Below are 14,966 nucleotides of genomic sequence, written 5' to 3'. Positions count from 1 at the left end.
TAAGCCCGGTTATACTTCATGCACTACTGAACATGATTCATCAATATGACGCCAGACCTGCACGAACTGGACGCCTTCGCCGCAGTGGCGCGGCACCGCAGCTTCCGCAAGGCCGCTGACGAGCGCGGCGTGTCCGCCTCGGCCTTGAGCCACGCGCTGCGCGGGCTGGAAGAACGGCTGGGCGTACGCCTGCTCCACCGCACCACGCGCAGCGTGACGCCGACCGAAGCTGGCCAGCGCCTGCTTGTGCGCCTCGCGCCTGCCCTGCGCGAAGTCGCCGATGCGCTGGCCGACGTCACCGCTCTGCAAAGCGAGCCGGCTGGCACCCTGCGCCTCAACGTGCCACGTCCTGCGGCCCAGCTGCTACTGGGGCCGATGCTGGCCGGTTTTGTGGCAGCCTATCCGCGTGTCCAGATCGAAGTGGTGACCGACGACAGCCTGGCCGATATCGTGGGCGATGGTTTCGACGCCGGCATCCGTTTTGGCGAGAGCCTGGCCGGCGACATGGTGGCGGTGCCGATTGGACCGCCGCAGCGTTTCGTCTGTACGGCGGCGCCGGGCTATCTGGCCAGTCGCGGCGTGCCGCAGGCGCCGCGCGAACTGCTGCGCCACGCCTGCATCGTCCGCCGTTTCCCCAGCGGTAACCGCTATGCCTGGGAGTTTCAGGCCGACGGTAAACCGCTGGAAATCGAGGTCACCGGCCCGCTGGTCTTTGACGATGATGCGCTGATGGTGCAAGCCGCAAAGGACGGCGCGGGCATCGCCTACGTCTACGAGGCGATGGTCAGCGATGACCTGGCCGCCGGCCGGCTGGTGTCCATCCTCGATGACTGGAGCGCAGCGCCAAGCCGCTTCTTTCTCTACTACTCGGGCAGGCGCCAGCTGCCAGCGGCATTACGCGCGCTGGTCGACTTCATCCGCGCCTGCTGATATTGATGCTGGCCCGCCGAGCGTAGCCCCCACCCTTCGGGCAAAGCCAACCGCCTTGGTGGTGATGGCGGGATCGAAACCGCGTTCGGTCAGCAAGGTCAGGCCGTTGGTATCCAGCAGTACACCGGGCGTCAGTTGCCAGTGCTCGCCTTCGCGGCTCAGGCGCCACGGCCGCAGGCAATCGGACAGCAGAGACGCCAGCACCACATGGTGCGATGCCACCAGCACCCGTCCCTGCTGCGCCAGCGTATGCAGCACCGCCGCTGCAGCCGATACCGATTCCAGATAATTCGTGCCACGGAAAATCTCATCGATGATGAAGATGGCTGGCCTGCGCGCGGCCTGCTCCAGCAGCTCCTTGCCGCGCCGCAGTTCGGCCATGTAGAAGCTTTCGCCGCTGCCCAGCGCATCTTCGTTCTGCATGCTGGCATACACCGGCAGCAGCGGCGTGACCGCACGCGACGCATAGCAGAAACCAAAGGCGCGCGCCGTGATCAGGTTAAGGCCCACTGCGCGCAGCAACGTGCTTTTGCCGATGCCGTTCTGGCCCGAGATGAAAAGGCCCTGCTGCGCCATGCCCACGGTCAGCGGCGCTGCCCCCGCCAGCAGCGGATGCACCACCTGGCTCAGCATCACCTCATCGCCCTGCTCCGCCCAGCAATAGCGCGGCGTTCGCGACAGATGGCGGGCCAGCGCGAGATCTGCGTCCAGCGTCGCAATGCGTTCAAAGCTGCTACGCAGGAAACCAAGGTTGTCGCGGACTGTATCGCGGCTATGGAAATAGTGGCGAACATTCTTGAGGAATAGCCAGTCCGCATAGTCGCTGAAGCCCGGCATGCTCGCCAGGAGCGAGCGGCTCAAGCGGCGATTCAGCTTGCCCGCCTGGCCGGCGTCCTCCCATGCCAGCAGCGATTGCGCGCGCAGCATCTGCTGCACGGTATTGAGCACGCATGCCCACTCCTGCACGGCTTCGTGATAGCGCACCTGAATCGCGCACAGCGACAGCCAAAGAACCAGCGCGACCACCCATAACAGCGGCCAGCCGGTTGCCAGCGCAGCGACGGCGGACATGAGGAACGCCACCGGCAGCCACGCCAGCAGCGGCACCCAGCACGGCGCGGCGGGCAGCGGCTCGCCAAACAAGGTCTCGCTGATCTCGCGGTCCGCACGGCGCAAATCCTGCGTGGCGGTTTGCAGCTTCTTGCGCGCGGCATCGTCCGCCAGCAACGCACGCACGCGTGCGGACGACGCGGACACGTCGTCGTCCGCGTACAGCCGCCGGTGCAATTCCTGCTGGCCGAAGATACTGGTCTCGCGCGCCAGCTCGGCGCTGTAGTCGGCCAGCAGCAAGTCATCCCAGGTCTGCTGGTCCAGCATGTCGCCGGTACTGGTGTCGGACACCATGCGGCGGTAGAGGGCAACATCACTGGGCACAAACGGGTAATCGGTCATGAAGAACTCGAACAATGGCGACAGCCCGGCAGATGCGTACACTTGCCAGATTTTCAAGTCCAGGCGGACGGACGCGGACAACGCGGACGTTGCGGACAGCGGACATCGGCGCAGGAACAACAATAAAATCAAACACTTACAATCTGGCACGCTTTTCGCATAAACGTTGCTCGTCTACTCACAAACGAGCAAACTATGATACGCGACACCTCCAACCAAGACGCCGTCATGGCCGCGCCCAAGGGCCAGGCCACCAAACGCCGCCTCATCATCGCCGCCATCGCCGTGGCCGTACTGGCCGGCGGCTGGTCGGTCCTGCGCACCTGGCGCAGCAGCGACCATTCCGTCAACGCTACACGCCTGCGCATCGCTGAAGTGGGTCGCGGCACGCTGATCCGCGACGCCGCCGTCAATGGCCGCATCGTCGCCGCCGTCAGCCCCACCCTGTACGCACCTTCGCTGGCCACGGTCGAACTGAAAGTCCACGCGGGCGACACCGTCAAAAAAGGCGATGTGCTGGCCGTACTGGAATCGCCGGACCTGACCGACGCGCTCAAGAAAGAGCAAGCCGCCTATGCGCAGATTGAAGCTGATGTGGCCCGTCAGCGCATCCTGGCGCGCAAACAGAAACTGCTGGCCGAGCGCGACTCCGACACCGCCGAAATCGAACGCGTCTCCGCCCAGCGCACGCTGGAGCGCTATGACGCAGTGGCCAATGAAGGCGCGGTCGCCAAGATCGAATACCAGAAGGCCAAGGATGCCGTGAACTCCGCCGTTATCCGCGCCCACCACGCCAAGGAAGCGGCCACGCTGGAAAACGATAACGTCGCACTGGAGCTGGAATCCAAGATCAAGCAGCTGGACCAGCAGCGCAGCACCCTGTCCAACGCCCAGCGCCGCGTCGATGAACTGACGGTGCGCGCGCCGGTCGATGGCTTCATCGGTACGCTGTCCGTGACCAACCGCAGCGTGGTGCCCGCCAACACGCCGCTCATGACGCTGGTCGACCTGTCACGCCTTGAGGTGGAACTGGAAGTGCCGGAAACCTACGTCTCCGACATCGGCCTGGGCATGAATGCGGAAGTCAACTACGGCACCGGCACCACTACTGGCAAGCTGTCCGCGCTGTCGCCGGAAGTGGTAAAGAACCAGGTGCTGGCGCGCGTGCGCTTCAATGGCGAACAGCCGGCGGGCCTGCGCCAGAACCAGCGCGTGACCTCGCGCCTGCTGATCGACGAAAAACCCAACACGCTGATGGTGTCGCGTGGCCCGTTCGTGGAATCCGAAGGCGGCCGTTATGCCTACGTGGTCCGCGACGGCATCGCCATCCGCACGCCGATCAAGCTGGGCGCCACCAGCGTCTCCGCCGTGGAAATTCTCGGCGGACTGAAACAAGGCGACAAGATTGTCATAGCCGGTACCGAAACCTTTGAGAACGCCGAACGCGTCTCGATCAACCAATAACACTTTACCCAAGAGGCCCTCCATGCTGCGCATGAAAAACCTGAGCAAAGTCTATCGTACTCACATGATCGAAACCCACGCGCTGCGCGGTTTCGAGATCGATGTCAAACAAGGCGAATTCGTCACCGTCACCGGTCCTTCCGGTTCAGGCAAAACCAGCTTTCTCAACATCGCCGGCCTGCTGGAAGAATTCACCGACGGCGAATACATCCTGGACGGCATCAACGTCAAAGGCATGGACGACAACGCCCGTTCACGCCTGCGCAATGAAAAGCTGGGCTTCATCTTCCAGGGCTTCAACCTGATTCCCGACCTGTCGTTGTTCGATAACGTCGACGTGCCGCTGCGCTACCGCGGCTTCAATGCGGCAGAACGCAAGGAGCGTATTGAAGATGCACTGTCCAAGGTCGGCCTGGCATCGCGCATGAAGCACTATCCGGCTGAACTGTCCGGCGGCCAGCAGCAGCGCGTGGCAATCGCCCGCGCACTGGCCGGCTCGCCCAAGCTGCTGCTGGCCGACGAACCGACCGGCAACCTGGATACGCAAATGGCGCGCGGCGTGATGGAGCTGCTGGAAGAAATCAACGCCGCCGGCACCACCATCCTGATGGTGACCCACGATCCTGAACTGGCCGTGCGCACGCAGCGCAACGTCCATATCATCGATGGCCAGGTGTCCGACCTGGTGCGCAAATCGCCGTCGCTGTCCAACGTCGCCTAAGGAGCGCAGCATGTTCCAATACTATTTCCTGCTGGGTGTGCGCAGCCTGCGCCGCAACCCGGCGCTGACCGCACTCATGGTGCTGACACTGGCCATCGGCGTGGCAGCCAGCATCGCCACCCTGACCATCTTGCACGTGATGTCCGGCGATCCGATTCCCAACAAGAGTTCACGCCTGTTCGTGCCGCTGGTGGACAACGGCCAGCCAGAGAACTACAAGCCCGGCGACGAACCAAATGACCGCCAGATGAGCTACCGCGACGCCGTCAATCTGCTCAACAGCAAAGTCGGCGAACGCCGCACCGCCATCTTTGGCGTCGGCCTGCCGATTGAACCTGACCGCAAGGACATCGGCGCCTTCACCGCGCGCGGCCTGGCCACCACCGGTGATTTCTTCAATATGTTCGACTCGCCCTTCCTGCATGGCCAGGGCTGGAGTCCCGCCGACGACAAGAGCGGCGCCGACGTCATCGTGTTGAGCCGTCAACTGGCGGAGAAACTGTATGGCGACGCCGATCCGGTCGGCAAACGCATGCTGGCTGGCGGCTTCCAGTACCAGATCGTCGGCGTGCTCGATACCTGGACCGTGGTGCCGCGCTTCCATCGCGTCATCGGCAGCAACGACGGCGCTTTTTCCGAAGAAGATGAAATGTTCATCCCCTTCACCAGCGCCATCCGTCACGAGATGCAGCGCAACGGCAGCACCAGCTGCTACGAAGACGTGGCTCCAGGCTACCAGGCCTTCCTCGATTCCGAATGCACCTGGATCCAGTCGTGGATCGAAACCCGCAGCGCCTCGGACCGCGCCGAACTGCAAAGCTTCCTGGACAGCTATGCGATTGAACAGCGCAAGCTGGGCCGCCTGAAACGCGCCGCGCCGAATATGCTGTATGACGTGCGCGAATGGCTGGACTACATGAAGGTGGTCGGCAACGACAACAAGCTGTCGGCCTGGCTGGCCTTCGGTTTCCTGGTCCTGTGCCTGGTGAACACCATCGGACTGCTGCTGGCGAAGTTTTCGGTGCGCGCACCGGAAGTCGGCATCCGCCGCGCGCTGGGCGCCTCGCGCCGTGAAATCTTCACCCAGTTCCTGATCGAGACCACCGTGGTAGGCTTGGTCGGCGGCGTACTGGGCCTGCTGCTGGCCTTCGGCGCGCTGGCCCTGATCGCCATGCAGTCCAAGGCGCTGACGCTGGTGGCGCATATGGACTGGGTCATGCTGATCACCACCTTCGCCATGGCCGTGATGTCGGCGGTACTGGCTGGCCTGCTGCCAACCTGGCGTGCCTGCCAGGTGACGCCGGCAATCCAACTCAAATCTCAATAAGCGAGCGCCATTATGGAAATCCGCCCTATCCTGTCCGCGCTGCTGCGCAATAAAACCGGCCCGGTGCTGGTGGCTGTGCAGGTCGCCCTCAGTCTCGGCATCCTGGCCAATGCCCTGCACATCGTGCAGGTACGCCAGGCCGTATCGGCCCGCGCCAGCGGCGTCGAAAGTGAAGCAGACGTGTTTGCGCTGTACGTCCGCCATTTGAAACAAGGCGGCCACGAAGAACAGCTGGCGTCCCAGCGCACCGATACGGCCGCCATGCGCTCCGTCTCTGGTGTGACGGCGGTAGCGCTGACCAGCCAGATGCCGCTGTCGCGCTCCGGTAATTACACGGGTCTGGCCATCGACCGCAAACAGGCCCGCAGTACTGCGCAGGCCAGTCTTTACACCGTCGCCGACTCGCTGATTAAACCCTGGGGGCTGCGGCTGGTCGAAGGCCGCGACTTCTATCCAAACGAAGTTCCGGAAATTGACCAGAACACCAGCGACGATTTTCCCAAGGTCGTGCTGCTGGCGCGTCCGCTGGCCGAGAAAATGTGGCCAGGCCAGAGCAGCTACGTTGGCAAGACGGTGTACTTCGGCACGGGCGAAAAAGCCCGCTCCGCGCAAGTGATCGGCGTGGTCGAGAGACTGCAGACGCCAGGTGCACAGATCGGCGACGCCGGTGAGTACTCCGCCATCGTCCCGGCCCGCCTGACCGGCAACGAAGGCTATGGCTACACGCTGCGCGCCGAACCAGGCCAGCGTGACCGCGTGATGAAGGAAGCTGAAGCCGCCGTACGCGCTGCCTCGCCATCGGCAGTGGTGGTCCGCACCAAGACCTTTGACGAGTTCCGCACCGACCGCTATCGCGCCGACAAGGCACTGGCATGGATGCTGGTAACGGTCAGCGTGCTGCTGTTGCTGATCACCGCCAGCGGCATCGTCGGCATGGCCAGCCTGTGGGTCACGCAGCGCCGCAAGCAGATCGGCGTACGCCGTGCACTGGGTGCGCGCCGGGTCGATATCCTGCGCTACTTCCTGACCGAGAACTTCATGATCACCAGCACCGGCGTCGCGGCCGGCGTGATGATCGCACTGGGCCTGAACCAGCTGCTGGTCAGCCAGCTGGAGATGCCACGCCTGCCGGCCGGTTATCTGCTGAGCGGCGCCGTCATCTTCTGGGCGCTGGGCGTGCTCGCCGTCTACGGTCCGGCGTGGCGTGCCGCCAGCATCTCGCCGGCCACCGCCACCCGCAGTGCATGATGACAGTCCCCGGCATGCCGCGACAATGTTATGCTTGCGGCATGCCTACCGTACTGATTATCGACGACAACGCCGCCGTGAGCGTGGCCCTCGAAGTGCTGTTTTCACTGCACGACATCGAGGCGCTGTGCGCCGCTTCGCCCGAAGCCGGACTGGCCATGCTGGAGCAGCATGCTGTGGACCTGGTCATCCAGGACATGAACTTCACGGCCGACACCACGTCGGGCGAGGAAGGCACGGCCCTGTTCGGCGCCATCCGCGACCGCTATCCGGACCTGCCGGTGATATTGCTCACCGCCTGGACCCATCTGAATGCGGCCGTGGACCTGATCAAGGCCGGCGCCGCCGACTATCTCGCCAAGCCGTGGGACGATCACAAGCTGATCGCCACCGTCAACAACCTGATCGAGCTGGGACAGGCCAAGCGCGCCTTGCAGCAACGCGTGCAGGTGGAGATGCGCCAGCGCCGCGAGCTGGAACGCGGCCACGACCTGCGCGGCATGGTGTTCCAGGACCCGGCCACGGAACGCGTGATCCATCTGGCCTGCCAGGTGGCGCGCGCCGACGTGCCGGTACTGATCTCCGGCCCGAATGGCACCGGCAAGGAACGCATTGCGGAAATCATCCAGGCCAATTCCTCGGTACGCAACGGTCCCTTCGTGGTGCTGAACTGCGGCGCGATTCCGTCCGAACTGATTGAAGCGGAATTGTTTGGCGCCGATGCGGGCGCCTACACCGGCGCCTCCAAGGCACGCGAAGGCAAGTTTGAAGCGGCCGATGGCGGCACGCTGTTCCTCGACGAAATCGGCAACCTGCCGCTGGCCGGCCAAATGAAGCTGCTGCGGGTGCTGGAGACGGGCCGTTTCGAACGCCTCGGTTCCAACCGCGAGCGCCAGGTCAAGGTGCGCGTGGTCAGCGCCACCAATGCCGACCTGCCGGCCATGATCAAGGCCGGCACCTTCCGCGAAGACCTGTTCTACCGCCTGAACGTGATCGAACTGCGCCTGCCGCCATTGGCAGCGAGGCCCATGGACATCCTGCCGCTGGCCATGCACTTCCTCGGCCCCGAAAAACAATTGCACCCGGATGCGCAGGCAGCGCTGCTGGCGCATCCATGGCCCGGCAATGTGCGCGAACTCAAAAACGTGATGATGCGTGCAGGCCTGCTGGCAACGGGCGATGCGATCAAAGTCGCCGATCTGGGCCTGCCCGCCGCCATGCCTGGCAACGGCAGCAGCAGCGATGATGGCAGCCGTGAGCCAGACCGCGACGCCATCAGCCTGGCGCTGAGCCGCGCAGGCGGCGTGGTGGCGCAGGCAGCGGCGGAACTTGGCCTGTCACGCCAGGCGCTGTATCGCCGCATGGAGCGGCTGGGCATCGTTCGTCCATAATGAGCGCGCCGCAGGACGACGGCCGCGAGCCGGCCAGCCAACGCATCGCGCGGCAACGCGCCAGCGACGAAGCCCACCGCCATCGCGGCTTGCGGCTCTCGCTGCTCACGCGCTGGACAGCGCTGATCGGCACCCTGCTCACCGTCGGCATCCTGATCGCGCTGGCGGTGAACCACTTCTTTCCCAAAAATCCAGGCCTGGTGATGGCGGTCTGCCTGCTGTGCGTCCTGCCCATCTCCATCATCACCATCCGCGCCGAGCTGCAGCGCATGCTGTCGCTGTTCCGCGCGCTGACGGGCACCGTCATCAGCTACAAGGATGGTGATTTTTCCTTCAGCCTTCACTGGCCGCAGAACGATGAGCTCAGCGACCTGGTGGCCGCGCACAATGCGCTGGGCGACGTGCTGCGCCAGCAGCGGCTTGATTTGGTCCAGCGTGAGCTGCTGCTCGACACCATGGTGCAGAACACGCCGGTCGCCATGCTGCTGGTCAGCGAAAACGGCCCTATCGTCTACGCCAACGTCGCCGCACGCCAGTTGCTCAACGAAGGCCGCAAGCTGGAGGGCCACAAGCTGGCCGAAGTCCTCAGCCATGCATCGCCGGCATTGCTGGATGCCTTGGCGCGCGGTGGCGATGGCCTGTTCACCACCAAGGAAGCGGGCGCCGACATTGACGAAGAAGAGGTCTACCACCTGGCCCGCCGTACCTTCAACCTGAACGGCCGCAAACACGAGCTGCTGTTGCTGCGCCAGCTGACGATGGAACTGCGCCGCCAGGAAGTGCAGACGTGGAAGAAGGTCATCCGCGTCATCAGCCACGAGCTGAATAATTCACTGGCGCCGTTAACTTCGCTGGCCCATTCCGGCGCGGAGCTGGTGCGGCGCGGTCAGACCGAACGCCTGCCGCAAATCCTGGCCACCATCGAGGAACGCACGCGCCATCTGGAGAGCTTCATCCTTGGCTATGCGCGCTTTGCCAAACTGCCGGCGCCCCGGCCGGAACTGCAGCAGTGGCAGCCGTTTATCGATCAGCTGCGCGATCAGGTGGTCTTTGCCCAGTTGGGCGAAACGCCGTCCGAGGCGTGCGCCTTCGATCCCGCCCAGCTGGAACAGGCGCTCCTCAACCTGCTCAAGAACGCCCACGAATCCGGTTCGCCCGCCGAAGACGTCAGCCTGGAAGTCCGCCGCCTGCACGAAGGCGTACGCATCGACGTGCTGGATCGCGGCCCCGGCATGAGCGACGCCGTGCTGACCAACGCCCTGGTGCCGTTCTACTCCACCAAGCGCAGCGGCACCGGCCTGGGACTGGCCCTCGCGCGCGAGATCGCCGAAGCCCACGGCGGCCGCATCACCCTCACCAACCGCGAAGGCGGCGGCCTGACCGTGACCATGATTTTGCCGCTGGCCTGTTAAACTGGCGGGATGTCCAAGTCTTCATCCCCCGCCGTCCGTTTCGACCAGCCCGGCCATCCGCCGGCCACCACCACCGAGTTCCAGGGCGTGCGCAGCCTGCACCTGGGCACCTCATGGGTGCAGGGCGCCATGCGACTCGCCAAGCCAGACAACATCGAGCTGGAATACGTCCAGATGATGATGATGTGGTTGCTGTTCAACGATCAGCCGCAGCACATCGTCCAGCTGGGGCTCGGCAGCGCCGCGCTGACCAAGTTCTGCTACCGCCGCCTGCCGCAGGCGCGCGTAACCGCGATCGAACTCAATCCCAACGTGATCGCCATGTGCGAATCGCAGTTCGCCCTGCCGCCCAACGATGCACGCCTGAACGTACGCGAAATGAACGCGATGGATTTCGTGCTCGATCCGGCCAACCGCAACACGGTCGATATCCTGCAGGTGGATTTGTATGACGAAGAAGCGCGCGGCCCGGTGCTGAGCAGCCAGGAGTTCTACCAGGGCTGCGCCGACGTGCTGCGCAATGGCGGCATCATGACCACCAACGTGTTTGGCGACGACTTCACCAACTACGACAAGAACCTGCAGACCATGGAACTGGTGTTCGACGCCGTGGTCTGGCTGCCGGAGGTGCATGACGCGAACATCGTCGTCATCGCCTTCAAGAACGCGCCGTCGCTGGATTTCAGCGTGTTGTATGAGCGTGCGGGCGAAATCAAGAAGACCCTGAACCTGCCGGCCAAATCGTGGGTCAATGGCCTCAAAGGCTGGATGCTGGACCAGCAGTAGGTTTCTGCATATCGATATGCAAGCGCTGCATACCGATGCGCCCACGCCACACTTTTGTGCATTGATGCACCAGGTACGTGCCGGGCCGCCGGTCAGCTTACGATACATTGCGTTACAACGCACGAAATATTGATAATTGTGCATAATCCGCAACAATGTGGTGCATGCCGCGTTGTCGCTCTCCGAACCCTCCCTTTAGTATTTTCTTAACGGCCCACCCGCAGCCGCCAACAAGATACCAAGAGAGAGAACAATGAAGAGAGCACCACAATTCAAACGTACCATGCTCGCCAGCGCTATCCTGCTGTTGGCTGCGCAAACCGCTTACGCGCAAACGTCCACCGACGACAGCGCCAAAGCCAACGAACAGACCGTGGTCGTCCTGGGCTCGCGCTCGGTGGCCAAGACGGCGCTGGACACGTCGGCGCCGGTAGGCCTGATCGGTCTCAAGGACCTGCAGACCGCCGGCCCGCTGGAACTGGGCAAACTGCTGCAAACGCTGGACCCGTCGTTCAACTTCTCCACCACCTTCATCAGCGACGGCACCGACTCGATCCGTCCGGCCACCCTGCGTTCGCTGGGGCCTGACCAGGTACTGGTGCTGGTCAACGGCAAACGCCGTCACCAGCAGGCGCTGGTCAACGTGCAGCAAACCATCGGCCGTGGTTCGGCTGGTACCGACATCAATGCGATTCCACTGGGCGCGATCCACCACATCGAAGTGCTGCGCGATGGCGCAGCCGCGCAATACGGCTCGGACGCAATTGCCGGTGTCATCAACATCGTCTTGAAATCCAACGTCGGCGAGACCTCGCTGAGCGGCCAGCTGGGCACCACGTCGGAAGGCGACGGCGACCTGTACTCGGCCAGCGCCAACCGCGGCTTCGCGCTGGGCGAAAACGGCGGCTACATCAACCTGACGCTGGAAGGCCGCAAGCGCGGCGAAACCAACCGCGCCGGCCCGGACTCGCTGCGCGTCAATCCGCCACGCGTGACCCAGCACATCGGCGACAGCAACACCAAGGACGGCTACTTCTGGTGGAACGGCGCACTGCCGATCGATAAGGAGAGCGAGTTCTACGCCTTCGGCGGCGTCTCGAAACGCAAGAGCGATTCATATGGCTTCTTCCGCTCCGCCGGCGATGACCGCACCGTGCAAAGCGTTTATCCAAACGGCTTCCTGCCGCAGATCCGCACCGACATCAACGACGCTTCGTTCGCGTTTGGCTACCGCCGCGACCTGCCTGGCGACTGGAAGACTGACGTCAGCATCAACTACGGCGCCAGCGAACTCAAATTCCACGAGTCGAACAGCTTGAACGTCAGCTACTGGTATGAACCAAAACCGGGCGGCGGCATCTACGCCGACTCGCCACGCGAAGCCGACACCGGCACGCTGAAATTCTCGCAGCTGACCTTCAACGCCGACGTCAAAGGTCCGGTGAAAGTCGGCGGCGGCGAAGTGTTCGTGGCGACCGGCTTCGAATACCGTCAGGACAACTACCAGATCGTCGCTGGCGATCCGGTGTCCTACCAGTACGGCCGCACCAACAATCCCGCCATCGCCATCAAGGCGCCTAGCGGCGGTACGGCGGCTTCCGGCATCCAGGGCTTCCCTGGCTACACCCCGGCCACTGCGGTGGATTCGGGCCGTCACAACATCGCGCTGTTCCTGGATACGGAAACCAAGCCAGTCGATAACCTGACCCTGGCCGGCGCAGTGCGCTACGAAAAGTACTCGGACTTCGGCAGCACCGTGACCGGCAAGCTGAGTGGCCGTTTTGACCCGACCAAGGAAGTCGGCTTCCGCGCCAGCCTGTCCACCGGCTTCCGCGCACCCAGCGTGCAGCAGGAGTTCTACAGCTCCGTGTCGACCAACCTGAATAACGGTGTGCTGACCGAAACCCTGACCGCGCGTCAGGGCAGCGCCGTGACCCAGGCCTTCGGCATCAAGCCGCTGAAAGAGGAAACCTCGACCAACGGCAGCATGGGTGTGGTACTGCGTCCGGCGAAGAATATGTCGCTGACCGCTGACGTCTACGAGATCAAGATCAAGGACCGTATCGTGTTCTCGAGCGAGATCGCACCGGAAGCTGGCGGCGGCCCGATCGCCAACATCCTGAAACCGCTGGGCGTCGGCCAGGCACAGTTCTTCACCAACGCCGTCGATACCCGCACCCGTGGCCTGGACATCGTCGCCGAACACACCAGCAAGTTTGATGCATCCACGCTGGTGCTGTCGGGCCAGCTGGGCTTCAACAAAACGGAAGTGACCAAGCGCCACTCGACGTCGTCGGTTCTGACGGGTGAACAGCTGTTCGACAAGTCGCAAGTCACCCTGATCGAACATGGCCAGCCACGCAAACACCACGTGGTTGCGGCGGACTACACCGCCGGCGCATGGAACATCAACACCCGCGCCAACTACTACGGCGAAGTGTATGCGGAAAACTTCAGCCCGCTGCAGAAGTGGGATGCGCGCTGGCTGGTGGATGCAACCGTACGCTATGGCTTCAGCAAGAAGACCTTCCTCAGCGTCGGCGTGAACAACGCGTTCAACCAGTTGCCGAACGAATGGACCAACGGCGGCGACTTCCCGAAACTGGGCTTCACGCGCTGCTGGGAAACCTGCCCTATCGGCGTGAACGGCCGCTCGTTCTACGTGCGTGCTGATACGGCGTTCTAAGCTTCGCTGAACGCTCCGTTGAACAGTTGGCGGCATACGCCGCAAGGTGCACAATCGCCGCCAACTGCTTCACCAGGCCTTCCATCTGCTCGGCTGGCACCTGTGCATAGCCGAGCATCAAACCCTTCCATCCCGAGTCACCTTGCGTGTCATGCTCGCTGAGCGCGTTGACCGCAATGCCATGGCGCTCCGCCTGCGCCGTCACCTTCACGTCATCGATACGCGCGTCGTTGAAGCGCAGCGACAGGTGCATGCCCGCTGAACCACCATGCACGGTGGCGATTGAGCCCAGATGCAGTTCCAGCGCGGCCACCAGCGCGTCGCGCCGCTGGCGATACAAGCGCCGCATGCGGCGCAGGTGCAGCACAAACTGGCCGCTGCGCAGGAACTCCGCCAGCGTCAGTTGTTCCGCCACGCGGCCACGCGCGGACGATTGCGCGCGCATCTCCGCAAACGCCTCGGCCAGCACCGCCGGCACCACCACGAAGCCAATCCGCAGCGACGGAAACATGGTCTTGCTAAAGGTCCCCAGATACACCACCGGCGCGTCCGCCGCCAGTCCCTGCATGGCGTGCAGTGGCGCGCCATCGTGGCGGAATTCGCTGTCGTAGTCGTCTTCGATAACCAGCGCGCCAGCCACACGCGCCGCCTCGATGAGCGCATGGCGGCGGCGCAAGCTCAGCACACTGCCGACCGGATACTGGTGCGACGGCGTGGTGTAAATCAGCCTGGGTGGCCGCAGCATCCAGTCATCCGGTTTGGGCGCCATGCCGTCATCGTCCACATCGATGCCTGTCACGGCCAGCCCGGCGGCGCGTGCCGCTGCCAGCGCGCCGCCGTAGCCGGGGTTTTCGATCCAGACCGTGTCGCCAGCATCGGCCAGGGCGTGCATGCATATATCCAGGCTGCTTTGCGTACCGTCGGTGATGAAGACCTGCGCGGCATCGCACACCACGCCGCGTGAGGCGCGCAGGTGATCCGCAATGGCTTCGCGCAGCGGCGCTTCGCCAGCAGGATCGCCATAATTCAGCTGCTGCACCGTCATGCCGCGCAAGGCGCGCTCCAGCATGCGCCGCCATAGCGCCATCGGGAAGTGTTCCAGCGCCGGCACGCCTGGCACGAAAGCACCCATGCGCTCCGCATCGCCCGGCACGGAACGCAGATTGCGCACGCGCTGCGACAGGCCGATCTTCGGCGCGGCCAGCGTGCGGCGCGGCGGCTTGCGATCCGGTGTCACGGCCGCCACCAGCGTGCCGCGCCGGTCGCTCACCACATAGCCTTCGCTGGTCAGCTGGTCGTAGGCATACAGCACGGTATTGCGCGCCACACCCAGCTCCTCCGCCAGGGCGCGTGTCGCGGCAAGCCTGGTGCCCGCTGCCAGCGTGCCATCGCGGATGGCGGCGCGCAGGCACTCATGCAGCAGGCGCTGACGCGGCCAGGCCGCATCGCCGTGCTGTTCCGCGTAGCCGTTGATGAGCAAAGTAAAATCCATTCGTGGCTCCATAAAAATAGCTATTCCTGGATCTGTTGAAGGAGCCAGCATTGCCAT

11 protein-coding genes are annotated in these 14,966 nt (G+C 63.8%); 9 read left to right on the top strand and 2 right to left on the bottom strand.

Annotated features, from left to right (window positions below):
• Positions 1 to 45: 45 nt before the first annotated feature.
• Positions 46 to 930, top strand: a complete 885-nt coding sequence (locus tag BUA36_RS26805) for a LysR family transcriptional regulator (protein ID WP_208861934.1) — start codon at positions 46 to 48, stop codon at positions 928 to 930.
• On the opposite strand, the gene BUA36_RS26800 is transcribed toward BUA36_RS26805, so the two are convergent.
• The gene (locus BUA36_RS26800) at positions 895 to 2,382 is read right to left on the bottom strand and encodes a MutS-related protein (protein WP_084560369.1); all 1,488 of its coding nucleotides are present in this window, start codon (positions 2,380 to 2,382) and stop codon (positions 895 to 897) included. The two genes, BUA36_RS26805 and BUA36_RS26800, sit on opposite strands and share 36 nt — an antisense overlap.
• 195 nt (positions 2,383 to 2,577) lie before the next feature.
• On the opposite strand from BUA36_RS26800, the gene BUA36_RS26795 reads away from it, so the two are divergent.
• The 8 genes from BUA36_RS26795 to BUA36_RS26760 all read left to right on the top strand — a co-directional run bounded on the left by BUA36_RS26795 (position 2,578) and on the right by BUA36_RS26760 (position 13,417).
• Positions 2,578 to 3,846 (top strand): efflux RND transporter periplasmic adaptor subunit, encoded by a 1,269-nt coding sequence (locus BUA36_RS26795; RefSeq protein ID WP_072789427.1) that lies wholly within the window; start codon positions 2,578 to 2,580, stop codon positions 3,844 to 3,846.
• Positions 3,847 to 3,868: 22 nt separating this feature from the next.
• A complete protein-coding gene (locus tag BUA36_RS26790) occupies positions 3,869 to 4,567 on the top strand; it encodes an ABC transporter ATP-binding protein (RefSeq protein ID WP_072789424.1) in 699 nt (232 codons plus the stop codon).
• Between the two features lie 10 nt (positions 4,568 to 4,577).
• Positions 4,578 to 5,894 (top strand): ABC transporter permease, encoded by a 1,317-nt coding sequence (locus BUA36_RS26785; RefSeq protein ID WP_072789420.1) that lies wholly within the window; start codon positions 4,578 to 4,580, stop codon positions 5,892 to 5,894.
• A gap of 12 nt (positions 5,895 to 5,906) precedes the next feature.
• Positions 5,907 to 7,142 carry an ABC transporter permease gene (locus tag BUA36_RS26780; RefSeq protein WP_072789417.1) on the top strand — a complete coding sequence of 412 codons (1,236 nt, stop codon included), beginning with the start codon at positions 5,907 to 5,909 and terminating at the stop codon, positions 7,140 to 7,142.
• A gap of 41 nt (positions 7,143 to 7,183) precedes the next feature.
• Positions 7,184 to 8,533, top strand: coding sequence for a sigma-54-dependent transcriptional regulator (locus BUA36_RS26775; protein WP_072789413.1), 1,350 nt, complete (start codon positions 7,184 to 7,186; stop codon positions 8,531 to 8,533).
• Positions 8,533 to 9,945, top strand: coding sequence for a sensor histidine kinase (locus BUA36_RS26770; RefSeq protein WP_084560364.1), 1,413 nt, complete (start codon positions 8,533 to 8,535; stop codon positions 9,943 to 9,945). Before BUA36_RS26775 ends, BUA36_RS26770 begins: the two co-directional genes overlap by 1 nt.
• 9 nt (positions 9,946 to 9,954) lie before the next feature.
• Entirely contained in the window at positions 9,955 to 10,731 is a 777-nt protein-coding gene (locus BUA36_RS26765) for a spermine/spermidine synthase domain-containing protein (RefSeq protein WP_072789410.1), read from the top strand.
• 253 nt (positions 10,732 to 10,984) lie between these two features.
• A complete protein-coding gene (locus BUA36_RS26760) occupies positions 10,985 to 13,417 on the top strand; it encodes a TonB-dependent receptor plug domain-containing protein (RefSeq protein ID WP_072789407.1) in 2,433 nt (810 codons plus the stop codon).
• On the opposite strand, the gene pdxR is transcribed toward BUA36_RS26760, so the two are convergent.
• Positions 13,365 to 14,909, bottom strand: coding sequence for a MocR-like pyridoxine biosynthesis transcription factor PdxR (pdxR, locus tag BUA36_RS26755; protein ID WP_072789404.1), 1,545 nt, complete (start codon positions 14,907 to 14,909; stop codon positions 13,365 to 13,367). The two genes, BUA36_RS26760 and pdxR, sit on opposite strands and share 53 nt — an antisense overlap.
• Positions 14,910 to 14,966: the final 57 nt, after the last annotated feature.

The sequence above is a fragment of the Duganella sacchari genome, assembly GCF_900143065.1.
GTDB classification, from domain to species: domain Bacteria; phylum Pseudomonadota; class Gammaproteobacteria; order Burkholderiales; family Burkholderiaceae_D; genus Rugamonas; species Rugamonas sacchari.
Note: the sequence above shows the minus strand (reverse complement) of the source record. Positions and strands in the feature narration are given on the sequence as shown.